Origin of the sequence: Acidiphilium sp. 20-67-58, from assembly GCF_002255515.1 — a bacterium.
GTDB lineage: Bacteria > Pseudomonadota > Alphaproteobacteria > Acetobacterales > Acetobacteraceae > Acidiphilium.
This window is the reverse complement of the sequence record NZ_NCAS01000018.1, coordinates 23,249-46,653: the sequence shown is the minus strand read 5'-3', so window position 1 is coordinate 46,653 and position 23,405 is coordinate 23,249. Positions and strand designations below refer to the sequence as shown.

Annotated in this window: 19 protein-coding genes and 1 tRNA gene; 14 read left to right on the top strand and 6 right to left on the bottom strand. The window is 68.5% G+C overall.

Annotation, left to right across the window (positions count from 1 at the left end; translation table 11 throughout):
• Positions 1-130 precede the first annotated feature (130 nt).
• Positions 131-769: a GTP cyclohydrolase I FolE gene (gene folE / locus B7Z76_RS08830; RefSeq protein WP_291343416.1), complete on the top strand. Its 639-nt coding sequence runs from the start codon at positions 131-133 to the stop codon at positions 767-769.
• Between the two features lie 81 nt (positions 770-850).
• Here folE and B7Z76_RS08825 read toward each other — a convergent pair whose 3' ends face one another.
• Positions 851-1,837: an aldo/keto reductase gene (locus tag B7Z76_RS08825; RefSeq protein ID WP_291343414.1), complete on the bottom strand. Its 987-nt coding sequence runs from the start codon at positions 1,835-1,837 to the stop codon at positions 851-853.
• A gap of 101 nt (positions 1,838-1,938) precedes the next feature.
• On the bottom strand, positions 1,939-2,295 hold the full coding sequence (locus B7Z76_RS08820) for a hypothetical protein (RefSeq protein WP_174503711.1): 357 nt from the start codon (positions 2,293-2,295) through the stop codon (positions 1,939-1,941).
• A gap of 181 nt (positions 2,296-2,476) precedes the next feature.
• Between B7Z76_RS08820 and B7Z76_RS08815 the strand changes: the two genes are divergently transcribed.
• Positions 2,477-3,811, top strand: a complete 1,335-nt coding sequence (locus B7Z76_RS08815; protein WP_291343412.1) for a transglycosylase SLT domain-containing protein — start codon at positions 2,477-2,479, stop codon at positions 3,809-3,811.
• Positions 3,812-3,958: 147 nt separating this feature from the next.
• On the opposite strand, the gene folD is transcribed toward B7Z76_RS08815, so the two are convergent.
• Both folD and B7Z76_RS08805 read right to left on the bottom strand, forming a co-directional pair.
• Entirely contained in the window at positions 3,959-4,801 is an 843-nt protein-coding gene (folD, locus tag B7Z76_RS08810) for a bifunctional methylenetetrahydrofolate dehydrogenase/methenyltetrahydrofolate cyclohydrolase FolD (protein ID WP_174503710.1), read from the bottom strand.
• Between the two features lie 8 nt (positions 4,802-4,809).
• Positions 4,810-5,115 (bottom strand): YggT family protein, encoded by a 306-nt coding sequence (locus tag B7Z76_RS08805; protein WP_174503709.1) that lies wholly within the window; start codon positions 5,113-5,115, stop codon positions 4,810-4,812.
• A gap of 118 nt (positions 5,116-5,233) precedes the next feature.
• Between B7Z76_RS08805 and B7Z76_RS08800 the strand changes: the two genes are divergently transcribed.
• The 12 genes from B7Z76_RS08800 to B7Z76_RS08745 all read left to right on the top strand — a co-directional run bounded on the left by B7Z76_RS08800 (position 5,234) and on the right by B7Z76_RS08745 (position 21,586).
• Positions 5,234-5,309, top strand: a tRNA-Ala gene (locus B7Z76_RS08800).
• Between the two features lie 32 nt (positions 5,310-5,341).
• Positions 5,342-6,589, top strand: coding sequence for a transcription antitermination factor NusB (locus B7Z76_RS08795; protein ID WP_291343409.1), 1,248 nt, complete (start codon positions 5,342-5,344; stop codon positions 6,587-6,589).
• Positions 6,590-6,867: 278 nt separating this feature from the next.
• Positions 6,868-7,200: a helix-turn-helix domain-containing protein gene (locus B7Z76_RS08790; protein ID WP_174503707.1), complete on the top strand. Its 333-nt coding sequence runs from the start codon at positions 6,868-6,870 to the stop codon at positions 7,198-7,200.
• Between the two features lie 7 nt (positions 7,201-7,207).
• Positions 7,208-7,951, top strand: coding sequence for a TlyA family RNA methyltransferase (locus B7Z76_RS08785; protein ID WP_291343406.1), 744 nt, complete (start codon positions 7,208-7,210; stop codon positions 7,949-7,951).
• A 104-nt stretch (positions 7,952-8,055) separates the two neighbouring features.
• Positions 8,056-9,246, top strand: coding sequence for a phosphoserine transaminase (locus B7Z76_RS08780; protein WP_291343404.1), 1,191 nt, complete (start codon positions 8,056-8,058; stop codon positions 9,244-9,246).
• 3 nt (positions 9,247-9,249) lie between these two features.
• Entirely contained in the window at positions 9,250-10,836 is a 1,587-nt protein-coding gene (gene serA, locus B7Z76_RS08775; RefSeq protein ID WP_174503704.1) for a phosphoglycerate dehydrogenase, read from the top strand.
• A 318-nt stretch (positions 10,837-11,154) separates the two neighbouring features.
• Positions 11,155-12,324, top strand: coding sequence for an efflux RND transporter periplasmic adaptor subunit (locus tag B7Z76_RS08770; protein WP_291343402.1), 1,170 nt, complete (start codon positions 11,155-11,157; stop codon positions 12,322-12,324).
• 4 nt (positions 12,325-12,328) lie between these two features.
• Complete coding sequence (locus tag B7Z76_RS08765) at positions 12,329-15,478, top strand: efflux RND transporter permease subunit (protein ID WP_174503702.1); 3,150 nt, start codon at positions 12,329-12,331, stop codon at positions 15,476-15,478.
• 88 nt (positions 15,479-15,566) lie between these two features.
• Entirely contained in the window at positions 15,567-17,003 is a 1,437-nt protein-coding gene (locus B7Z76_RS08760) for a pyridoxal-dependent decarboxylase (RefSeq protein ID WP_291343400.1), read from the top strand.
• Between the two features lie 88 nt (positions 17,004-17,091).
• The gene (locus B7Z76_RS08755; RefSeq protein WP_291343399.1) at positions 17,092-19,899 is read left to right on the top strand and encodes a molybdopterin oxidoreductase family protein; all 2,808 of its coding nucleotides are present in this window, start codon (positions 17,092-17,094) and stop codon (positions 19,897-19,899) included.
• On the top strand, positions 19,896-20,639 hold the full coding sequence (locus B7Z76_RS08750; RefSeq protein ID WP_291343397.1) for a 4Fe-4S dicluster domain-containing protein: 744 nt from the start codon (positions 19,896-19,898) through the stop codon (positions 20,637-20,639). The genes B7Z76_RS08755 and B7Z76_RS08750 overlap by 4 nt, the downstream gene beginning before the upstream one ends.
• Positions 20,636-21,586 carry a DmsC/YnfH family molybdoenzyme membrane anchor subunit gene (locus B7Z76_RS08745; protein ID WP_174503698.1) on the top strand — a complete coding sequence of 317 codons (951 nt, stop codon included), beginning with the start codon at positions 20,636-20,638 and terminating at the stop codon, positions 21,584-21,586. The genes B7Z76_RS08750 and B7Z76_RS08745 overlap by 4 nt, the downstream gene beginning before the upstream one ends.
• Here B7Z76_RS08745 and B7Z76_RS08740 read toward each other — a convergent pair.
• Both B7Z76_RS08740 and B7Z76_RS08735 read right to left on the bottom strand, forming a co-directional pair.
• Positions 21,568-22,344, bottom strand: coding sequence for a metal-sulfur cluster assembly factor (locus tag B7Z76_RS08740; protein WP_236656515.1), 777 nt, complete (start codon positions 22,342-22,344; stop codon positions 21,568-21,570). The genes B7Z76_RS08745 and B7Z76_RS08740 overlap by 19 nt on opposite strands.
• Entirely contained in the window at positions 22,344-23,360 is a 1,017-nt protein-coding gene (locus B7Z76_RS08735; protein WP_174503697.1) for an amidohydrolase family protein, read from the bottom strand. Before B7Z76_RS08735 ends, B7Z76_RS08740 begins: the two co-directional genes overlap by 1 nt.
• Between the last annotated feature and the right edge of the window lie 45 nt (positions 23,361-23,405).

Here is a 23,405-nt window from a genome sequence, read left to right as displayed (position 1 = left end):
GGATGCGCCGCACGGACGCTCAGGCGGGCAATGACGGGAACGCGGGTTGCGGGGATCGAATCCCCGACCATATCGCGTCTCATTCAGCGGCTGACTGACGGCCGTGCCCGACAAGAAGGGAGACAAGCCCGTGGATATCCGCACGCCGCCACACCAGCTCGACAGCACCGACCATGACGACCGCCCCAGCCGCGAGGAGGCGGAGGCAGCGATCCGTACGCTGATCCGCTGGGCCGGAGACGACGCGACCCGCGAAGGCGTGATCGACACGCCGGCCCGCGTCGCCCGCGCCTATGAGGATTTCTTCCGCGGCTATCGCGAAGACCCGGAGGCCATCCTCTCGCGCACCTTCGAGGAAACCGAGGGCTATGACGAGATGGTGCTGCTGCGCGACATTCGCGTTGAATCGCATTGCGAGCATCACATGGTCCCGATCATCGGTGTGGCGCATGTCGCCTACCTGCCGAACCGGCGGGTGGTGGGGATCAGCAAGCTCGCCCGCGTGGTGGATGCCTATGCGCGGCGCCTGCAGATCCAGGAAAAGCTGACGGCGCAGATCGCCAACACGATCAACGAGGTGCTGCAGCCGCGCGGCGTTGCCGTCGTGATCGAGGCCGGGCACGAATGCATGTCGACCCGCGGGGTGCACAAGCCGGGCGTGTCGATGGTAACCAGCCGGATGCTCGGCGCATTCCGCGACGACGCCTCGACGCGGCGGGAATTCCTCGCGATGATCCAGGGACGGCGCTGCACCGGCTTCGAGACCTGATCGCGCGGCCGATCGCGGGCAGGGCAAGCCGCGCGCGGCGCTGAAATGTCGTCGCGGGGGAACGCTCCCTCGCGCCGCTGCTCAGCGGCCGAACGTGGCCATCTGCTCCGGCACCTGCCGGGCGCCGGCGGCAGCGCCCGGCGGCACCGCCCGCATCAGCCGGCCGAGATCCTCGGCGGATAACGGCACTTCGAGCGCACCGAGATTTTCATCGAATTCCGCCTCCGACCGCGGGCCGGGGATCGGCACCACGTCGCTCCCCTGGGCCAGCAGGAAGGCAAGCGCCAGCTGCGCCGGGGTGCAGCGCAGGCGGTGCGCCATGTCCTCGACGATGCGCACGAGCGCGACGTTGCGGGCGAAATTCTCGGCGAAGAAGCGCGGCTGGGCGCGTCGTGCGTCGCCCTCGGGGAGGTCTTCGGGCCGGTGCAGCGTGCCGGTGAGCAGGCCACGGCCGAGCGGCGAGGCGGCGATGAACCCGATATTGAGCGCGCGGACGCAGGCGAGCGTGTCGGCCTCCGGGTCGCGGGTCAGCAGCGAATATTCGCTCTCGACCGCGGCAAGACGGTGAGTGGCATGGGCGCGGCGGATGCTGTCCGGCGCCGCCTCGGACAGGCCGAGGAAGCGCACCTTGCCCTCGGCGACGAGGCGGGACATCTCGCCAACCGAGTCCTCGACCGGAATGGCGGGATCGACGCGGTGAAGGATCAGCAGGTCGATCGTGCCGGTGCCAAGGCGGCGCAGGCTGGCCTCGCAACTGGCGCGCAGATGGGCGGGCGAACCGTCGATGCCGAGAAAGGCGCCGTCGGCCCCGCGGCGGATGCCTGCCTTGGTGGCGAGCACGACCTGGTCGCGGATCGGCGCGAGGCAACGCCCGAGCAGGCTCTCGCTGGCACCAAGGCCATAGACATCGGCGGTATCGAAGAAACAGATCCCGCGCTCGACGGCGCGCCGAACCAGCGCCTCGGCGGCGGCCAGCTCCGGGCCGGCGGCGTTTGGCCCGGCCAGGGCCATGCAGCCGAAGCCGAGCGCGGAGACGACCAGCGATCTGCCAAGCCTGCGTTCGTTCATCGCCCCTCCCCGGGATTGCGGCGGATGCGGTGTATCAGCGATGGGAATTGGGAAGCGGACAGCCGCTTGGCAAGCGGTGGCGGCATGGCGGGGCGCCGGGATCAGGGCGAGGCGGGCAGCAGGCGCGGCGGATCGGCCTCGATGACGCGCACCGCAGCCCCGCGGCGCAAGGCCGGCATCCCCGGCTCGACCACGGACACCACGCTGCCATCGCCGAGGCGGACGATATATTCGCTGGCCGGCGCGGCGGAGGGCGCGGTGTCGACCCCCAGCGCGCCGAGCACGAGGCGGCGCGCTCCGGGAGCGACGGGCCGCACCGCCACCACCTCGCCGGCGACGCCGGCGGCACGGGGCGGCGGCGGGACATTGGTGGCGCAGCCGGCAAGGCAGAGACCGAGGACGAAAGACAGGGCCGCGGCGCGAGCGGGCAGCAGGGCGGGCGGCGGGACGCGTTTCATGATCTGGCCTCCGGGCGCGGGCCGACACCACGGCGCGCAGAATCATGTTGCCTTGAAATCGGCTATAAGTTAAGCGCTTATGAGACGATTTTCATGTGCCGGTCGAGGCTTCCGGCGCAAGGGGTGACCAGAGCCGCCGCCGCGCGGCGCACCGCCCCGTTTCTGCGATGGGAGACATGCGTTGACCACTGCGTTCAACCCCACCTCGCGCGCACCGGTCATGCCCCGACAGTGGCGCCGCCGGCTGGGTCAGCTTGCCGGACTCTCGGCGCTGGCGCTGCTCGCCGCGTGTTCGTCCCACCAGGCCAGCCTGAGCCCGAGCCAGCTCGCCGCGCGCTATGCCGCCAACGCGCCGGCCGATTACCGGCCGCCCGGGCCACCGAGCGACCCGTGGGGCCCCTATATCGCCCAGGCCTCGACACGGTTCGACGTGCCGACGAAATGGATTCGCGAGGTGATGCGCGTCGAATCCGGCGGGCATGAGTACATGAACGGGCATCTCACCGTCTCCGGCGCCGGGGCGATGGGGCTGATGCAGCTCGAACCGCAGACCTACCAGGAAATGGCGGCACGCTACGGGCTTGGGCCCGACCCGTTCAGCCCGCGCGACAACATCATGGCCGGGACCGCCTATATCCACCAGATGTACGAGATCTACGGCTCGCCCGGCTTCCTTGCCGCCTACAATGCGGGGCCGGGACGGCTCGACGACTATCTCGACTATCGCCAGCCTTTGCCGGCGGAGACGCGGCATTATGTCGCGATGATCGCACCGCGGATCGCGGGCGTGTATCCGGCGGGGACCTCCGGCGCGGAGGCGGTGGCGATGAACCAGCTGCCGACGCGGATTCCGGCGGGCATGCGGCCGGGCGCCGACGAGGCGGCGACCTCGCGGCTGAACCAGGCGCAGCTCGCGATGAATCGCAACCAGGCGCCGGTACCGGTGCCCGCCCCCGTGCCGTTCAGGGTCGCGGCACTCGCGCCACCCGTCGCGGTGGAGCCGCAGGTGGCGCCAGCGCCCGCCGCCACGCGCGGGCGGCCGCCGGCGCGGCGGCATGATGTCTTTGGCGGGTTTTCGCTGATCCCCTCGGCCGAGGCAGCGACCCCGGTGATGGACGGGCCGCCGGTGACAGCGCCCGCCCCGGCGCAGCGCATGTCGGCGCCACGGCAGACACCGCCCGTGGCCGCTCCGGCGCATGCGACGATGCGGCTGGCCGCGGCACACGCGCCGGCGGCAACGCGAACGCTGGGTGGCGGGCGCTGGAGCATCCAGGTCGGCGCCTACGATACGCCGGCGCACGCCAAGGCCGCACTCGGCATCGCCGAGCTGGCCGCGGTGGCGATGCTGATCAAGGCGCAGCCGATGGTCGAGCCGGTGGCGACAACGCATGGGCAGTTCTATCGCGCCCGGTTTGTCAACCTGCCGCACGATGCGGCGGTCAATGCCTGCCAGGCGCTGCGCGGCGGCCCGACCGGCTGCGCGCTGGTCGCCCCGGGCGCCCCGGGCGCACCGTGACGCGCAAGGCCTGAGCCACGCCACGCCCGCCCGCGACAAGGGGGCAGAGCATCATCCGATCAGATGGAATCATCTGATCGGATAAAGATGCTCGATTTATCAATATGATAGAGCACTACATCCGATCCAATCGGATCGGAAAGTGCTCTAGCCGCGGCGGGCGGCGGCGGCGATCAGGGTGTTTTCCAGCAGGCAGGCAATCGTCATCGGGCCGACGCCGCCGGGAACCGGCGTGATCGCGCCGGCGACCGCGGCAGCCTCGTCATAGGCGACGTCGCCGACCAGCCTTCCGTCTGCGGTGCGGTTGATGCCGACATCGATGACCGTGGCGCCGGGGGCGACCCAGTCACCCTTCACCATTTCGGCCCGGCCGACGGCGGCGACCAGGATATCCGCACGGCGGCACTCGGCAGCGAGGTCGCGGGTGCGGGAATGGGCGATGGTGACGGTGGCATCGGCGGCGAGCAGCAGGGCGGCCATCGGCCGGCCGACGATGTTGGAGCGGCCGAGCACGACGGCGCGAGCACCACGCGGGGCAATGCCTGAGGCATCGATCAGCTTCATCACGCCGCGCGGGGTGCAGGGCACAAGGAAGGGCACGCCGAGCGCGAGGGCGGCGACGTTGTCAGGGTGGAAGCCGTCGACATCCTTGGCCGGGTCGATCGCGCGGATGACGGCGCCGGCATCGAGCCCGGCCGGCAGGGGCAACTGGACGAGAATCCCGTCCACCGCTCCATCGCGGTTGAGGCGGTCGATCACGGCGAGAAGCTCGGCCTGGCTGGTGGTCGCCGGCAGGCGGATGGTTTCGCCCGCGATGCCGGCGGCCGCAGCCGCGCGCTCCTTGTTGCGGACATAGACCTGGCTTGCCGGGTCTGCGCCGACCAGCACGACGACGAGGCCGGGCGCATAGCGCAGCGCGGCGGCGCGAGCGGCGACCTCGGCGCGCAGCGACGCGGCGACGGCCTTGCCATCGATGATGCGGGCGGCCATCGCGCCGCTCACCGGTAGCCCATCACGGCGAGGTGGGCGTAGAGCCCGGAAAGGAAGATCTGCAGCGCCCGCAGCAGCAGGAAACCGACGATGAAGGAAACGTCGATCCCACCGATCGCGGGGATGAATCGGCGGAACGGCGCGAGGAAGGGTTCGGTCGCGCGGAGGAGGAATTCCTCGATCCGGTAGACGATGTGGTTGCGGGTATCGAGCACGCCGAATGCCATCAGCCAGCTGAAGATCGCCGCCGCGATCATGATGTAGACATAGATCTGGATGGCCTCGTCGAGGAGCCAGAACACCGATCCGAGCATCGTCACCTCCTGGGGGTTCGATGCCGGGTTAGCGAAGCATGGCGTTTCGCGCAACGTGACAACGCGGCTTTGGTGGCTTGACTTCCGGCTCAGGGTGCGCGATTGGCCGCTCAGGGATGGGGCTGTAGCTCAGTTGGGAGAGCGCCTCGTTCGCAATGAGGAGGTCAGGGGTTCGATTCCCCTCAGCTCCACCATCCCGTTTTCCCCCTAGAGTTGCATGGTGCGCATGAGCAAGACAGCGGCCGACCCCACCCGCGATGCGGCATTCTCGCTGCTGTCCGCCGTGCTGGACCGGCACGCGCCGCTGGACGCCGCACTCGCAGCACTGCCGAACATCGCCCCGCGCGACCGCGCTGCGGCGCACCGGATCGCGGCTTCCGTGCTGCGGCGGCTCGGCTGTCTCGACGCCATTCTCGAAACCCATCTGCGGCGGGCGCCGCCGGCGCCGGTGCGGCATATCCTGCGGATCGGCGCCGCACAGCTGGTGCTGCTCGGCGCGCCGGCGCATGCGGCGGTGAGCACGGCGGTAGGGCTCGCCCATGCGCGCGGGCTCGGCAAGTTCGCCGGGCTGATCAATGCGGTGCTGCGCAAGGTGAGCTCGGAAGGCGCGGCGGCGCTGGAGGCGCTGGATCCGGCGCGGCTCGACACGCCGCCCTGGCTCTGGACCTCGTGGGGGGCGGCGGCGCGGGCGATCGCCACCGCGCATCAGGCCGAGGCCCCGCTCGACCTGACGCTGAAGGAGGACGCCGCGATGCCGGAGGGCGGCGAGCGGCTGCCGACCGGCTCGGTACGGCTGCCGGCGGGAACCGACGTGACGCAGCTCTACGGCTATGCCGCCGGCACGCTCTGGGTGCAGGACGCGGCGGCCGCGCTGCCGGCGCGGTTGCTCGGCGACGTCGCCGGGCGACGTGTGCTCGATCTCTGCGCGGCGCCGGGCGGCAAGACGGCGCAGCTCGCCGCCGCCGGCGCGGCGGTGACGGCGCTGGACCGCGACGCGCGCCGGCTGGGGCGGCTGCGGGAAAATCTTGGGCGTCTCGGCCTCGCGGCCGAGACCATCGCGGCGGACGCGCTCACCTGGCGACCGGCGGAACCGTTCGAGGCGATCCTGCTGGATGCGCCGTGTTCGGCCACGGGAACGATCCGCCGGCATCCGGAAATCGTGCATCTGCGCCGGCCCCGCGACATCGAGGCCTGCGCGGCACTACAGGACCGACTGCTGGACGCGGCGGCGGCGATGCTCGCGCCGGGGGGAACGCTGGTCTACGCCGTCTGCTCGCTGCAACCGGAAGAAGGCGCTTCGCGAATCGAGGCCGCTGTGACGCGGCTCGGGCTGCGACGGGTGCCGGTCAGCCCCGCCGAGCTGCCGGGGCTGGAGGCGGCGGTGACCGCGGATGGCGATGTCGCCACCCATCCCGGGATGTGGGCTTCGCAGGGCGGGATGGACGGGTTTTTCATGGCGCGGCTGCGGCGCTGACTGTCAGGCCGGCTGTCGGCATGGCATTGGCGGCGGCAGGCCGGCCTCACCGGTCGCGTTAACAAGGCGGCAGGACGTATCGCATATCGGGCATTGAAACACCTGCCACGCGTGGGAAAAGCACGACAAATCTCAATTTTAATTTTTTGACACAAACGAGACAGAATAACGTGCAGACCACGGACGCTGACGCAAAAAAGTATATTTCTTAACATTTTTTTGGCGCAAATCGTACGGTGGAACTGGCGCCAGCGTGGCCATGCCGTTATGGTGAGTGTATGGCAACGAAGAAACAGGCACCACCGGAATCGGTCGGGCAAAGGATCCGTGCTCTCCGTCTGGCGAACAATCTCACCCAGGACGAGTTTGCGTCCCAGCTTGGCGTGTCGCGTTCGGCGATCGCGCAGTGGGAAACCGACCGGGCCGGGCAGGTCCGGGAAAATCTGGAGCGGATCGCAAAGGTTCTCGGCACCTCGATCGCCTATCTCGTCTCCGGGGAAACCGGCTCGCTGCAGGGCGACGAGCTGGCGCTGATGCGGCTCTATCGCTCCTGCGCGGCGGAAGACCGGCAGATCCTGCTGCGCACCGCGAAGCGCCTCGCCCGCGGCTGAGGCGGATTTGGCGCGCGGCCGGGCGGATCTCGCGCTTGTCGCGCGCGGCCTGGTCACGAGCCGGGCGCGGGCGCAGGCGGCGATCCATGCCGGCAAGGTGACCGCCGACGGACGGTCCATCGGCAAGCCCGGCGAACTTGTGGACGACCACGAAACGCTGGTGGTCGCCGATGCCGGCGCGTCCTGGGTTTCGCGCGGGGCGCTCAAGCTGATCGCGGCACTCGATCATTTCGGATTGTCTCCCGCGGGCCGCATCTGCCTCGATATCGGCGCCTCCACCGGCGGGTTCACCGAAGTGCTGCTCGCGCGCGATGCGGCGCTGGTGCATGCGGTCGATGTCGGACACGGGCAGATGGCCCCTGCCCTGCGCGAAGATTCGCGGGTGCGTCTGCATGAGGGGGTGAACGCGCGCGACCTGTCGGCCGCCGGGATACCGGGCGGGATCGGTGCCCTGGTGTGCGACGTAAGTTTCATCGGGCTGCGCAAGGTGCTGCCCGCCGGGCTCGCGCTGTGCGCGCCGGGTGCCTTCGCGGTGGCGCTGATCAAGCCGCAATTCGAGGCGGGGCCGGAAGCGGTCGGCAAGGGCGGGATCGTGCGCGATGCCGCCGTGCATGAACGTGTGTGCGGCGAGATCGGCGACTGGTTCGCACAGCTTCCCGGCTGGCGGGGGCTCGGCATCATCCCCAGCCCGATCGAGGGCGGGGACGGCAACCGCGAATTCCTGATTGCAGGCATGAAGGAGGCGCGCTGAAGCGGCGCACGGTTTTGCTTGCGGCGGCGCGCAAAGCCGGATACATCCCGCCTCGGGTCACGCCCCCCCACCGGGGCGCTTATCTTCTGCAAGGGAGACCATCGATGGCAGACGCCACCGCGGCCGCACACGCGAAGCCGCATATTCGCCCCCATAATCCGAATTTTTCGTCCGGCCCCTGCGCCAAGCGGCCCGGCTTCACGCTCGAGGCGCTCTCCGGCGCGATGCTCGGCCGCAGCCACCGCGCCAAGGAGCCGAAGGCGAAGCTCGCCGAGGTGATCACCCGCTCGCGCGACATTCTTGGCCTGCCGGCCGACTGGCGACTCGGCATCGTTCCCGCCTCGGACACCGGCGCCGTCGAGATGGCGCTGTGGTCGATGCTCGGCGCACGAGCGGTCGACGTGCTGGCGTTCGAGAGTTTTTCCGAAGCCTGGGCGACCGATGTGCTCAAGCAGCTCAAGCTCGCCGATGCGCGGGTGCTGAAGGCGCCATACGGGCAGCTGCCCGATCTTGCCGCCGTCGATTTCAGCCATGACGTGGTGCTGGCCTGGAACGGCACGACGTCGGGCGCGCGGATTCCGAACGGCGACTGGATTCCGGCGGATCGCGAAGGGCTGGTGATCGCGGATGCGACCTCGGCCGCGTTCGCGATGGACCTGCCCTATGAGAAACTCGATGTGGTGACGTGGTCGTGGCAGAAGGCGCTCGGCGGCGAGGCGGCGCACGGGATGCTGGCGCTGTCGCCGCGCGCGGTCGAAAGGCTGCTGACGTTCAAGCCGGAGCGGCCGCTGCCGAAGATTTTCCGCCTGACCTCGGGCGGCAAGCTGATCGAGGGGATTTTCGCCGGCGAGACGATCAACACGCCGTCGATGCTGGCGGTGGAGGACGCGCTGGACGGGCTACGCTGGGCCGAGGGCATCGGCGGGCTCAAGGCCATGATCGCGCGCTCGGAACGGAATCTCGCGGCGATCGTGCGGTGGGCCGAGGGCAATGAGCGGGTGGACTTCCTTGCCGCCGACCCGGCGATTCGCTCCTGCACGTCGATCTGCCTCGTCATCGCCGCGCCATGGTTCGCGGCCCTCGATGCCGAGGCGCAGGCGAAGGCGGCGAAGCGCGTCGCCACGCTGCTGGAGGCCGAGGGTGTTGCCCATGACATCGGCGCTTATCGCGATGCGCCGCCGGGGCTGCGGATCTGGGGCGGTGCGACCGTCGAGACCGCCGACATCGAGGCGCTGCTGCCCTGGATCGACTGGGCGATCGACACCGTTCATTCCGAAATTTCCGCGAAGGCCTGAGACATGCCCAAGGTTCTGATCAGCGACAAGCTCTCCCCCGCCGCCATCGACATCTTCAAGCGGCGCGGCATCGATGTGACGGTAAAGACCGGGCTTACCCCGGCCGAACTGCGCGAGATCATCGGGGAGTTCGACGGGCTCGCCATCCGCTCGGCGACGAAGGTGACGCGCGAGCTGCTGGAGGCTGCGACCAATCTCAAGGTTGTCGGCCGCGCCGGCATCGGCGTCGACAATGTGGATGTCAAATCGGCCACCGCGCGCGGCGTGGTGGTGATGAACACCCCCTATGGCAACGCCATCACCACCGCCGAGCACGCCATCGGCATGATGTTCGCGCTGGCCCGCGACCTGCCGGAGGCCTCGGCCTCGACCAAGGCGGGGAAGTGGGAGAAGAACCGGTTCATGGGCGTCGAGCTGACCGGCAAGACGCTCGGCCTGATCGGTGCCGGCAATATCGGCTCGATCGTCGCCGACCGCGCGCTGGGACTGAAGATGCGCGTGCTGGCCTATGACCCCTACCTGACCGAGACCCGGGCGACGACGCTCGGCATCGAGAAGGCGGATCTGGACACGGTGCTGGCGCGGGCGGATTTCATCACCCTGCACACGCCGCTGACCGAGCAGACGCGCAACATCCTCTCGCGCGAAAGCCTTGCCAAAACCAAGGCGGGTGTCCGCATCATCAACTGCGCGCGCGGCGGGCTGATCGACGAGGCGGCGCTGTATGACGCGCTGAAATCCGGCCATGTGGCGGGTGCGGCACTCGACGTGTTCGAGGTCGAGCCGGCGAAGGAAAGCCCCCTCTTCGAGCTGCCGAACGTGGTCTGCACGCCGCATCTGGGCGCTGCGACGACCGAGGCGCAGGAGAACGTGGCCTTGCAGGTGGCCGAGCAGATCAGCGATTTCCTGCTGACCGGCGCGGTGACGAACGCGATCAACATGGCCTCGGTCTCGGCCGAGGATGCGCCACGGCTGAAGCCCTACATGGAGCTTTGCCAGCTGCTCGGCAGTTTCGCGGGGCAGCTGACCGAGGCGCGGCAGGGCGTGATCCGCAAGGTCGGCATCGAATACGAGGGTGCTGCCGCGCATGTGAACCAGCGCCCGCTCTCGGCGGCGCTGTTCGCCGGGCTGCTCGCGCCGATGATGGAAGGTGTGAACATGGTCAACGCGCCGGTCTTCGCGCGGGACCATGGGATCGAGCTGGCGGAGACGGTGTTCGACCGCGACTGCGAATACCAGACGCTGATCCGCGTTTCGGTGACGACCGACGAGCAGACGCGCACCGTATCCGGCACGCTGTTCGGCGGGGCGAAGCCGCGGCTGGTCGAGGTGAAGGGCATCAAGGTCGAGGCCGATTTCGGCCGGCACATGCTCTATGTCACCAACCGCGACAAGCCGGGCTTCATCGCCCAGTGCAGCGCCATTCTGGCCGAGAAGGGCATCAACATCGCGACCTTCCATCTCGGCCGGACCGAGAAGGGTGGCGATGCGGTTTGCCTGATCTCGATCGACGAGACCCTGCCGGAAGCAGCACTCGCCGCGATCCGCGCGCTGCCGCAGGTGATGCAGGCGACGCAGATCTCGTTCTGAGACCGACATATTAGAGCATCATCCGATCAGATGGAATCATCTGATCGGATAAAGATGCTCTATTTATCAACAAGTTAGAGCACTACATCCGATCCGGAAGGATCGGATGTAGTGCTCTAACAACGCCGGAGGCTCCCGCATAACCGGCTGGCGGACGGGGCCGCGCGATTGACCGCGCGGCCCCGTTTCAATTATCAGGAGGCAGGACAGGAGACTTGCCGTTTTTCGGCGTCCGGATCTTGCCGTGCCACGGACCGCGCCGATCTCTTCCCTGTCGCCCACGCCCGACCCGATCCGCACCCGACAAAGAGGAACCGCATGCGACGACCGTTTCACGCTACGGCCTGCCGCGCCGCCATCACCGCCCTCGTTTTGACGCTCGGCATTGGCAGCGAAGCGGCCAGCGCCGCGGCACCGCCGCCGCCGGTGGTCAGCGTCGTGATCGTCAAGCCGCGGAAGGTCTACCAGCAGGACAGCTTCATCGGACGGATCCAGGCGGCGCACATCGTCAATCTCGTCCCGCGGGTGACCGGATATCTGGAACAGCGCCTGTTCCACCAGGGGGCGGAGGTGAAGAAGGGTCAGCTGCTCTACGTGATCGAGCCGGGGCCATATCAGGCGGCGTTCGACCAGGCGAAGGCGAATGTCGCCGGCGCGCAGGCGACGCTGGACAACGCGAAGCTGACGCTGGAGCGCGCGGCCAGGCTGCTGCACACGCCGGCGGGCCGGCAATCGACCTATGACGATGACAAGGCGGCGGCGGAAAGTGCCGCGGCCAAGCTGCAGGCGGCCGAGGCGGCGCGGGAGACCGCGGCGATCAACCTCGCCTATACCGAGATCCGCGCCCCGCTCGACGGACGGATCGGCGCCAGTGCGGTGAATATCGGCAATGTCGTCGGGCCGAACACCGGCACGCTCGCGACCGTGGTCAGCCAGGACCCGATGAACATCGTCTTCTCGATGCCGACGCGCGATGCCATCCGCCTTGGCGACCAGCTGGCGAAACAGGGCGGGCTCGCCGGGGTGGTGCTGCGGGTGAGGCTGCCGGACGGGCAGCTGGACCCGCAGAAGGGCACGCTCGATTTCACCGGCAACCAGATCAGCCAGTCGACCGACAGCCTAGCGATGCAGGGCTCGATTCCGAACCCGGTGATCCGCGGGGCCGGCACGGCGCGGACCAGCGACCGGATGCTGACCAGCGGCGAGTTCGTCACCGTGATCGTGCGCAGCCGCACGCCGGAGGACAAGATCGTGCTGCCGCGCGACGCGGTGCTGGCCGACCAGGTAGGCGATTACGTGCTGACCGTGGGCAAGGACGGCAAGGTGGCGCGGGACGACGTGAAGCTCGCCTCGACCACGCCGGCAACAGCGACGATCGCGAGCGGGCTGGCCATCGGGGCGAAGGTGATCGTGGACGGGATCGAGAAGGTGCATCCCGGGGTGAAGGCGAAGGCGAAGGTCATCGCCGCGCCGCAGGCCCAGGGCTGAGCCGGTGATCCCCTCCTTCTTCATCGACCGGCCCCGCTTTGCGATGGTGATCGCGATCGTGCTGACGATCGCCGGCATCATCGCGATGACGCGGATTCCGGTGGCGCAGTTCCCCTCGATCGTGCCTCCGGCGGTGCAGGTGACGGCGACCTATCCCGGCGCCTCGGCGCAGGTGGTGAACGACACCGTGGCCGAGCCGATCGAGCAGAAGATCAACGGGCTGAGCGACGAGATCTACTATTCCTCGACCACCGCGAATGACGGCTCCTACAACCTGACCGTCACCTTCCGGCTTGGCAGCAACCCGGACATCGACACCGTCAACGTGACCAACGCGGTGCAGCAGGCGCTGACCCAGCTTCCGGCCGAGGTGCAGAAGGAAGGGCTGACGGTGCGCAAGCGCACGGCCTCGGTGCTGGAGTTCATGTTCTTCTACAGCCCGGACAACAAGCTGACGCCACTGCAAATCTCGAACTACGTGAAGATCAACGTGCTCAACCCGCTCGGCCGCGTGCCGGGGGTCGGCCAGGCCTTCATGTTCGGCGAGCAGGATTACGCGATGCGGGTGATCTTCAGCACCGCCCGCCTCGCCCAGCTCGGGCTGACGCCGGCGGACCTGATCAGCGCGATCGAAGACCAGAACACCCAGGCGCCGGTCGGCACGATCGGGCTGATGCCGATCGCGGGCAAGCAGCAATACCAGCTCTCGGTGCAGACCGAGGGCCGGCTGAAATCGCCCCGCCAGTTCGGCAACATCGTGATCCGCGGCAACAAGGGCGGCGCGCTGCTGCGGCTGAAGGACGTGGCGACCATCAAGCTCGGGCCGCAGAGCGAGAACCAGCTCGACCGGATCAACGGACATCCCGGTGTTGCCATCGGCGTGTTCCTCTCGCCGGGGGCGAACGCGGTGGCGACGTCGAAGCGGGTTTCGGCGGAGATCGCGCAGCTCGCGAAGCAGTTTCCGGCCAGCCTCGCGAGCAAGACCGTCTACAATTCCAGCAGCTTCGTCTCGGACACGATCAGCGAGGTGATCAAGACGCTGGCCGAGGCGTTCGCGCTCGTCGTGCTGGTGGTGTTCTTCTTCCTCGGCTCGTGGCGGGCGGCGCTGGTGCCCTCGATCGTCGTGCCGATCGCGCTGCTCGGCAGCTTCGCCTTCATGCTCGCCCTCGGTTATTCGGCGAACACGATCACCCTGCTGGCGCTGGTGGTGGCGACCGGGCTGGTGGTGGATGACGCCATCGTCGTCGTCGAGAATATCGAGCGGGTGATGGCGGAGCGGCCGGAGCTGTCGCCGCGCGAGGCGGCGAAGGTGGCGATGACGCAGATCCAGGCGCCGATCATCGCGATCATGCTGGTGCTGCTTTCGGTGTTCGTGCCGACGGCGTTCATCCCCGGCCTGTCCGGCCTGCTGTTCACCCAGTTCGCGGTGGCGATCAGCACGGCGATGCTGATCTCGGCGCTGAACGCGCTGACGCTGTCGCCGGCACTCTGCGCCATCCTGCTGCGCCGGGGCGAGCACGGGCACGGCATCATGGCGCGCATCCTCGATTTCATCGAGCGCACACGGGAGGGCTACAGCCGGCTGATCGGCCGGCTGGTTGCGCGCTCGATGCTGGGGCTGATGGTGATCGTCGCCTTCGGGGCGGCGGCGTTCCTGCTGGCGCGGATCACCCCGGGCGGGTTCCTGCCGGACGAGGATCAGGGCGCGCTGTTCATCCAGGCGACGCTGCCGCCCGGCGCCTCGCTGCAACGGACCGACGCGATGGGGCAGAAGCTGGCAAAGATGATCCACACCCTGCCGCAGGTGCAGGACGTGATCGCCATCAACGGCTATTCGATCCTCGATTCGGCGACCGAGCCGAACGCGCTATTCATGGTTGCACACCTCAAGCCGTTCGCGCAGCGGCCGGGGCCGAAGAATTCGGTGCAGGCGGTGATCCGCAAGATCTTCGCGATGGGCGCGCAGGTGCAGGGGGCGAACATCGTCGCCTTCAACCTGCCGCCGATCATCGGGCTGTCGACCAATGGCGGCTTCACCTACGAGCTTGAGAACGTCGCCGGCGCCAGCCAGCAGAAATTCGATTCGGTGCTCAAGGGTCTGATCGTCGCGGCGAATTCGGACCCGAAGCTTGTGCATGTGTTCAGCACCTATGCGGCGAACAACCCGTCGATCTATCTCGATATCGACCGCGCCAAGGCGCAGGCGCTCGGCGTGCCGGTCGCCTCGATCTTCCAGGCGCTGCAGGCCTCGCTCGGCGGGTTCTACGTCAACCAGTTCAACATGTTCGGCCAGGTCTGGCAGGTGAACATCCAGGCCGCCTCGACCGACCGCAACACGAGGGCGGCTATCTGGCGGATATATGTGCGCAGCAATTCGGGCAAGATGGTCTCGCTGCGCTCGCTGGCGACGGCGCATACGAGGCTCGGCCCGCAGATCGTCAGCCGCTACAACGACTCGCTGGCCGCCCCGGTCTTTGGCGCGCCGGCGCCGGGCATCTCATCCGGGGCCGCGCTGGCCGAGATGGCGGCGATCTCGTCCCGCGTGCTGCCCGCCGGATTTTCCTATGACTGGACCAGCACCGCCTATCTGCAGGAGCAGGCCAAGGGCCAGGCCGCCTATGTGTTCATCCTGTCGCTGATCTTCGCCTATCTGTTCCTCGTCGCTCTGTATGAAAGCTGGATCATTCCGGTGCCGGTGCTGCTCTCGGTGGTGGTCGGTGTGTTCGGGGCGATGCTCGGTATCGTGCTCGCCGGGCTGACGATCGACCTCTATGCCGAGATCGGGCTCGTCGTGCTGATCGCGCTGGCGGCGAAGAACGGCATCCTGATCGTCGAGTTCGCCAAGGAGCGGCGCGAGGAGGGCATGGGCATCCGCGAGGCGGCGGTGCTGGGCGCGCGGATGCGGTTCCGCGCGGTGATGATGACCTCGATCGCCTTCATCTTCGGGCTGGTGCCGCTGGTGGTGGCAACCGGAGCGGCGCAGATCACCAGGCGCTCGCTCGGCACGCCGATCTTCGCCGGGATGATCTTCGCCAGCGGCATCGGCATTTTCGTCATCCCGCTACTCTACGTGACGTTCGAGACGCTGCGGATGCGCGTCTCGCGCCGGGCGCGCGAGCGGCAGCAGCAGATCGCCGTCACCGGGGACGATTAGAGCACGTTCCGATCCATCCGGATCGGATGATGCTCTAGGCGGCGCGGGCGGGCTTTACCGGTGATGTTGGGGCGCATAAGCAGCGTCCATGGCAACGCTTGATCCCGAGGACTGGTCCGAGTTCCGCGCGCTGGGGCACCGGATGATGGACGACATGTTCGACCGGCTGGAAGGGCTTGGCACGGCACCGGTCTGGCGCCCGATGCCCGACGCGGTGCGCGCGGGTTTCCGCGCCAGGCTGCCGCGCGAGGGGAACGGCGCCGCCGCCGCCTATGACGCCTTCGCCGCACGGATCGCGCCCTATGCCTCGGGCAATACGAGCCCGCGCTTCATGGGCTGGGTGCAGGGCGGGGGCAACGCGGTGGGCATGCTGGCGGAATTGCTGGCCGGCGGGCTCAACGAGAATTGCGGCGGGCGGGACCATGTCGGGCTCGAGGTGGAGCGGCAGGTGGTGGCCTGGGCGGCGGAGCTGCTCGGCCTGCCGGCGGCGACCGGCGGGCTGATGGTGACCGGATCGTCGATCGCGAATTTCATCGCCCTGCTCTGCGCGCGGCGGGCGCATTGCGGCGCGGCTGTGCGGCAGGAGGGGCTCGGCGGGCGGCGTCTCGTCGGCTACGCGCAGGCCGGGGTGCATCGCTGTGTGCCGGGCGCGTTCGACATGGCCGGGCTCGGCGGCGCGGCGCTGCGGCGGGTGGCGCTCGGCGCCGACCGGCGGGTCGACCTCGCGGCGCTGGAGGCGACGATCGCCGCCGACCGGGCGGCGGGGGCGGAGCCGTTCATGATGATCGGCACGGCGGGATCGGTCGATGTGGGGGCGATCGACGATCTGGCCGCCCTCGCCGCGCTCGCCCGGCGGGAGGGGATGTGGTTTCACGTCGATGCCGCGTTCGGCGCGCTGGCAGCGGCCTCGCCCACCAGGCGGGATCTGCTCGCGGGGATCGGCGAGGCGGATTCCGTGGCGTTCGATTTTCACAAATGGGCGCAGGTGCAATACGATTCCGGCTGCATCCTGGTGCGCGACCGGCAGCTGATGCTGGATACGTTCGCGCAGGATGCCTCGTATCTGACGACCACCGCACGGGGACTGTCGGGCGGCGCACCCTGGCCGTGCGACATGGGGCCGGATCTCTCGCGCGGGTTCCGGGCGCTCAAGGTGTGGATGACGATCGAGGCCTATGGCGCGGCGGCGCTGGGCGGCATCGTCGATGATTGCTGCGCGCTGGCAACCCGCCTTGCGGCCGCGGTGGATGCGGCGCCGCGCCTTGCGCGCCTCGCGCCGGTGCCGCTCAACATCGTGTGCTTCCGCTACGATGACGGCGGCGCGGAGCTGGACGCGCTGAACGCCGCCATCGCCGCCGATATCCAGGAGAGCGGGCGCTACGTGATCTCGACCACGATGATCGACGGGGTGCGGGCGCTGCGGGCGGCGATCGTCAATCACCGGACAACTGCGGCCGATATCGACGGGCTGGCAGAGATGGTGATCGCCGCGGGGGATGCGCGGCGGGGCTCGACGATCGGCTGACCGATCGGCTGAACCGATCAAACGGATCGGTCAGGGACGCTGGCCTGGCGCGGCGGCGGCGGTCATAAAATCGGGCGGAGATTTTGCCATGCCCGAAGACAGGATTGCCTATCACGCGCCGGTCGGCGACGAGGTGGCCCACACCACCTGCTACATGTGCGCCTGCCGCTGCGGCATCAAGGTCCATCTCAAGGACGGGAAGCTGCGCTACATCGAGGGCAACCGCGACCATCCGATCAATCGCGGTGTGCTCTGCGCCAAGGGATCGGCGGGGATCATGTCGGTCACCTCGCCGGCGCGGCTGCGCGCACCGCTGAAGCGGGTCGGCCCGCGCGGGGCGGGCGAATTCGAGGAAATCGGCTGGGACGAGGCGATGGCGATCGCGACGGCACGGCTCGCCGGCATCCGCGCCAGCGATCCGCACCGCCTCGCCTTCTTCACCGGGCGCGACCAGTCGCAATCGCTGACCGGCCATTTCGCGCGGATGTTCGGGACGATGAATTTCGCCGCCCATGGCGGGTTCTGCTCGGTCAACATGGCCGCCGCCGGGCTCTATTCGGTGGGCGGCGCATTCTGGGAATTCGGCGAGCCGGACTGGAACCACGCGAAGCTGTTCCTGCTGTTCGGCGTGGCCGAGGACCACGATTCCAACCCGATCAAGCTCGGCCTCGCCAAGCTGAAGGAGCGGGGCGCGAAGATCGTCTCGGTCAACCCGGTGCGGACCGGGTATTCGGCGATCGCCGACGAGTTCGTCGGCATCACGCCGGGGACCGACGGGCTGTTCATCATGGCGCTGATCCATTGCCTGCTGGCGGAGGGCGCGGTCGATACCGCGTTTCTGGTCCGCTACACCAACGCGCATCACCTGGTGATCGATGTGCCGGGCGAGGCCGATCACGGGCTGTTCGCGCGCGACGCGGAGGGCGCGGCGCTCGCCTTCGACCGCAAGGCTGGCGCACTGGCGCGGGCGGATGCGACCGGCACCGACCCTGCCCTGCTCGGGACGTTCACGCTGCCCGACGGGCGGCGCGCGCGGCCGTCCTTTGCCCTTCTGGCGGAGCGTTATGCGGCGGCGGAGTATGCGCCGGAGGCGGTGGAAGCGCGCTGCGGCATCGCGGCGACGACGATCCGGCGGCTGGCCGCCGAGATTGCCGAGATCGCGTTCCGCCAGCCGGTGACGATCGAGCAGGCCTGGACCGACACCGACGGGCGGCGGCACGAGACGATGACCGGGCGGCCGGTGGCAATGCACGCGATGCGGGGGATTTCGGCGCATTCCAACGGGTTTCACACCTGCCGGGCGCTGCATGTGCTGCAGATGCTGATCGGCGCCGTCGATACGCCGGGGTCGTGGCGCTACAAGTCGCCGCACCCGAAGCCGATTCCGCCCGGGCCGGGCCCGGCCGGGCGGGCGCATGACGGGCGCGGCGCGCTGACCGGCAACGTGCTCGGCTTTCCGACCTCACCGGAGGATTTGCTGGTGGATGACGCGGGCGAGCCGCTGCGGCTCGACCGGGCGTTTTCCTGGGAGGCGCCGCTCGGCATTCACGGCATGATGCACATGGCGATCGCCGAGGCGCATGCGGCCGGGCGGGCGCGGGTGGACACGCTGTTCCTCTACATGGCGAACATGGCGTGGAACTCGGCGATGAACCCGGGCGAGACGACGCGGATGCTGACCGATCGCGACGCGGACGGCGAATATCGGATTCCGTTCGTGATCGTCGCCGACGCGTTCGAATCCGAAACGGTCGCCTATGCCGACCTGGTGCTGCCGGATACGACCTATCTCGAGCGCTACGACTGCATTTCGCTGCTCGACCGGCCGATCGGCTCGGCGCACGGGCCGGCGGATGCGATCCGCGTGCCGGTGCTCAAGCCGGATCGCGACGTGCGGCCGTTCCAGGACGTGCTGATCGACCTTGCCGGACGGCTCGGCCTGCCGGATTTCGCCGAGGCGCCGGGCAAGCCGCTCTACAGCTCCTATGCCGATTACATGGTGCGCCACCAGCGCAAGCCGGGGGTGGGGCCGCTGGCCGGATTCCGCGGGGCGGACGGGACCGTGTTCGGCCGGGGCGAGCCGAACCCCGAGCAGATTTCCCGCTACATCGCCAACAAGGGGTTTGCGCGCTACGACCTCCCGCTGGAGCAGCTTTACTACAAGCACGCGAACCGGGCCTATCTCACCGGTGCCAAGGAGATGGGGCTGATCGACGATGACAGCCAGATCGTTCTCAATCTCTACAGCGAGCACCTGCAGAAATTCCGCCTCGCCGCCGAGGGGCACGGGGCGGTGCGGCCGCCGGAGCGGCTGCGCGCGCGCGTCGCCCGGTTCATGGACCCGCTGCCGATCTGGTACGAACCGATCGAGCAGACCATGACGGATATGAAACAGTTTCCGCTCCACGCGATCACGCAGCGGCCGATGTCGATGTATCATTCATGGGGGTCGCACAATGCGTGGCTGCGGCAGATCCATTCGGAAAACCGGCTCTACGTGCATCGCGACCTCGCCGCCGCACAGGGGCTGGAGGATGACGACTGGGTCGAGGTGGTCTCGCGCACGGGGCGGCTGAAATGCCAGATCCGCATCATGGACGGGGTGAACCCGCACACGGTGTGGACGTGGAACGCGATCGGCCGGCGGAGCGGGGCGGTGGCGCTGGCGCAGGACGCGCCGGAGGCGGTGCGCGGCTTCCTGCTCAACCACGTGATCTCGGAATATCTGCCGGCGGGGGATGACGGGGCGCGGCTGTCGAATTCCGACCCGGTGACCGGACAGGCGGCGTGGTTCGACCTTACCGTGCGGCTTGAACCCTGCGAGCCGGAGACGATAGCGGAAACCCAGCCGCGGATGGCGCCGGTGGCGTTGACGACGAAGGGAGCCGGCCAATGACATCGCTGCCGCAGAGTCAGCCGGGCGCCAGGCGGCTCGGGCTCGTGATCGATCTCGATACCTGTGTCGGCTGCCATGCCTGCGCGGTGAACTGCAAGGAATGGAACACCGAGGGGCACCATGCGCCGCTGCCGGATTACGATCCGCATGGCGCGGACCCTGACGGGGTGTGGTTCAACCGCATCCATTCCTACGAGGCGGAGGGCAGCGGCGGGTGCGGCAAGACGGTGAATTTCCCGCGCTCGTGCCTGCATTGCGAAAATCCGCTCTGCGTCACCGTCTGCCCGACCGGCGCCTCCTACAAGCGGGCCGAGGACGGCATCGTGCTGGTGAACACGGATATCTGCATCGGCTGCAAGCTGTGTTCCTGGGCCTGCCCCTATGGCGCGCGGGAATTCGACGAGCATGACGGGGTGATGAAGAAATGCACCCTCTGCATCGACCGGATCTATAACGAGTCGCTGCCCGAGGCGGAGCGCGAGCCGGCCTGTGTGGCGACCTGCCCGTCGCGGGCGCGGCATTTCGGCGATCTCGCCGATCCCGAGAGCCGGGTGTCGAAACTGGTGGCGGAGCGCGGCGGCGTCGATCTGATGGCGGAGCTGGGCTACCGGCCGACCAACAAGTATCTGCCGCCGCGGCAGACGCGCATCGAGACGCGGCCGGTGGAGATGCCGGCATCGGCGCCGGGCGGGCTGGGCGGCGCGCTGCTCGCCCTCGTGGACAAGGTGCTTTCGCGATGACCCCGGCAAGTTCGGTCCTGCTGCTGACCACCCTCACCGGCTTCGGCTACGGGCTGCTGGCGTGGCTCGGGATTTTCTGCGCCGCCGGGGCGCTGCCGGAGAGCCCGTGGTTCGGGCCGGTGGCAGTGGTGATCGCGCTTGGCTTCGCCGGCGCCGGGCTGGTTGCCTCGACGCTGCATCTCGGGCGGAAGGAACGCGCCTGGCGGGCGTTCAGCCAGTGGCGGTCGTCGTGGCTGTCGCGCGAGGGGGTGGCGGCGGTGGCGACCAACCTGCCGGCGCTGGGCTTTGCCGTGTCATGGGCGGCGCTGGGCGCGGGCGCGAATCTGACCGTGGCCTTCGGGCTGGTGGCGGCGGCGATGGCGCTGGGGACGGTATTCTGCACCGCGATGATCTATGCCTGCCTGAAGCCGATCCGCCAGTGGCACAACCGCTTCACCGCACCGCTGTATCTGGTGTTCGCCGCCTTCTCCGGCGCCGCGTTGCTGGCGGCCCTGCTCGGGGTATGGACCGGGGCGGCGGCGGGGGGGACGGCGGGGGCATCGGCGCTGGTCGTGGTGTTCGCAATCGGCGCGGGCGTGGCGAAGGCGGCCTACTGGCGCTTCATCGACGCGCAGGGCCCGCTCGCGACGCTCGCCTCGGCGACGGGGCTTGGCAGCTTCGGCACGGTGCGCGCCCTCGACCGGCCGCATTTCACCGAGAATTACGTGCTGCGGGAGATGGGCTACCAGATCGCCCGGCGGCACGCCGCACGGCTGCGGCGGATCGTGCTGGTCCTCGCCTTCGCAGCACCCGCGGTGCTGGCCGCCCTTGCGCTGGCGGGCGCGATGCCGGCGGTGGCGGCGCCGCTGGCCGCCCTGCTCGCCGGCATCGGCCTGTTCGCCGAGCGCTGGCTGTTCTTCGCCGAGGCCACGCATGTCTCGGCCATCTATTATGGCCGGGCCGTCTGATCGCTGCTGGCGACGCCCTGGCGGATGAAGTCGGCAAGGCCCGGATCCTCCGGCAGGGTTGATGGTTCGTCGCCATAGCGGGCGGCGAGCAGGCCGCGGCAGAGCGCGCCGTTGAACTCCGCGTTCAGCCCGACGCGGCGGATGTGGCGCAGATAGACGCTCAGCGTTTCATGCATGATCCGTTCGCCGGCGCTGGTGACGAAGGCGAGGTCCTCGCCGCCGGCAAGCGGACGGCGGGCGAGATAGCGGGCGCGCAGGCCAGGCCCCTCCCCGTCGAGCGCCAGGCGTTCGAGACCCTCTACCGTGAGGTCGAGGAAGGCCTGTGGATCGTGGCCGGCGGCGAGCAGGTGACGCAGCAGCGCCTCCTGCCGGCGCTCGAAGGATTTCAGGCCGAAATGCAGGCGGATGCCGGCGAGGTTCTCGCCCGCCTCCTGCGGGAAGGCATCGGCGAAATCCTTGCCGGCGGCGACGCCGTTGTTGATCTCGTCGATGAACATGTGCTCGTCGAGCCGGACATCGGCGCGCTTGACCCAGGGCAGGGCGGCGACGGCATCGCGCATGTCGGCGGCCATGAGATAGGAGAAATTGGCGGCGCACCAGTAGGTCGGCAGGCGGAAGCCGACGCTGACGGCGCCGTCTTCCGCGATGTCGATGCCGGTGACGAAGCCGAGCTCGACCACGCTCTCGTCAAGTTCAGGATCGGTCACCTGATCGAGAGCGGCGCGCACCTCCGCGGTGCGCGCCTCCAGCATGGACATCACGCAGCCACCGGCGCCATCCGGCCGAGCCTGGCCTTCTGGGCGGCGATGTCGACACCATAGATCCGGGCGGCGTTCTCGCCGAGGATCTTCTTCTTGGCTTCGAGCGTGAGCTGCTTGCCGGTCTCCTTCACCAGTTCGTCGGGGAGCTCGAAGCTCATGAAACGCTCGACCAGCCAGCGCGGCGTCCAGATCCCGTAGTCGGAGCCGAACAGGATGCGGTCCTCGCCAAGCCAGAACAGCAGCTCGGACATCACCTTGGCGAAATAGCCGGGCCGCGAGTGGATGAAGGGCAGCACCACGGCGAGGCCGCCATAGACATTGCTCTCCTGCACCGCGATCCAGCAGAAATCATCGAGGCGCGGCAGGCCGCAATGCTCGACGATGAAGTTGAGGTTGGGGAAGTCGGTCGCGCAATGGTCGATATCGGCGACATCGAAGGCATCGCGGTCAAGCGGGATGATGGTCGGGCCCTTGTGGACGTGGACATTCTTGATCCCGAGCTTCTCGCAGCGCTCGAAATACTTGTAGGCGGCGGGATCGGAGAGCTTGTAGCCGCGGCTGTCGCCCTTCCATTCGGCGGTGTAGAGCTTCACCCCCTTGATCTTGTGGATCTCGGCCATGGCTTCGAGGGCTTCGAGCCCGCCCTCGCCGTCGCGCGGGTCGAAGGCGCCGTTGAGGATGAAGCGGTCAGGGTAGCGGGTTTTGAGCACCGCGTTCTGTTCGAGCGTGTTGAAGCCGGTCTTGTAGAAATCCTTGAGGTAGGTGGGCTGGAAGATCGCCATGTCGTCCGGCCCGTCGATGAAGAGGTCCTGCACCATCTGCTCGGCGCCGTATTTGGCGAATTTCTCCGGCGTCCAGAGCTGTTCCGGCGGGGAGAGCGAGGCGTGGTAGCCATAGAAGCAGTCGATGAATTGCTTGCCGTGAATGTTCTTGATGTTCTCGGGGCTGGCATCCCAGAGATGGACGTGGCCGTCGATGATGAAGATCTCTTCGCCGTCTTTGGTGGTGTACACTGGATCCGTTTCCTTCCTTGGCGTTGGACGTTCGAGCGCGGGGTT

Excerpts from the sequence above, each read along its gene's own strand:
- B7Z76_RS08820 (WP_174503711.1), bottom strand. The coding sequence starts at position 2,295 with ATGAAACGCGTCCCGCCGCCCGCCCTGCTGCCCGCTCGCGCCGCGGCC.
- B7Z76_RS08755 (WP_291343399.1), top strand. The coding sequence starts at position 17,092 with ATGCCCGAAGACAGGATTGCCTATCACGCGCCGGTCGGCGACGAGGTG.
- B7Z76_RS08825 (WP_291343414.1), bottom strand. The coding sequence starts at position 1,837 with ATGAACGAACGCAGGCTTGGCAGATCGCTGGTCGTCTCCGCGCTCGGC.
- B7Z76_RS08740 (WP_236656515.1), bottom strand. The coding sequence starts at position 22,344 with ATGTCCATGCTGGAGGCGCGCACCGCGGAGGTGCGCGCCGCTCTCGAT.
- B7Z76_RS08795 (WP_291343409.1), top strand. The coding sequence starts at position 5,342 with ATGAGCAAGACAGCGGCCGACCCCACCCGCGATGCGGCATTCTCGCTG.
- B7Z76_RS08780 (WP_291343404.1), top strand. The coding sequence starts at position 8,056 with ATGGCAGACGCCACCGCGGCCGCACACGCGAAGCCGCATATTCGCCCC.
- B7Z76_RS08805 (WP_174503709.1), bottom strand. The coding sequence starts at position 5,115 with ATGCTCGGATCGGTGTTCTGGCTCCTCGACGAGGCCATCCAGATCTAT.
- folD (WP_174503710.1), bottom strand. The coding sequence starts at position 4,801 with ATGGCCGCCCGCATCATCGATGGCAAGGCCGTCGCCGCGTCGCTGCGC.
- B7Z76_RS08750 (WP_291343397.1), top strand. The coding sequence starts at position 19,896 with ATGACATCGCTGCCGCAGAGTCAGCCGGGCGCCAGGCGGCTCGGGCTC.
- serA (WP_174503704.1), top strand. The coding sequence starts at position 9,250 with ATGCCCAAGGTTCTGATCAGCGACAAGCTCTCCCCCGCCGCCATCGAC.
- B7Z76_RS08745 (WP_174503698.1), top strand. The coding sequence starts at position 20,636 with ATGACCCCGGCAAGTTCGGTCCTGCTGCTGACCACCCTCACCGGCTTC.
- B7Z76_RS08790 (WP_174503707.1), top strand. The coding sequence starts at position 6,868 with ATGGCAACGAAGAAACAGGCACCACCGGAATCGGTCGGGCAAAGGATC.
- B7Z76_RS08760 (WP_291343400.1), top strand. The coding sequence starts at position 15,567 with ATGGCAACGCTTGATCCCGAGGACTGGTCCGAGTTCCGCGCGCTGGGG.
- B7Z76_RS08770 (WP_291343402.1), top strand. The coding sequence starts at position 11,155 with ATGCGACGACCGTTTCACGCTACGGCCTGCCGCGCCGCCATCACCGCC.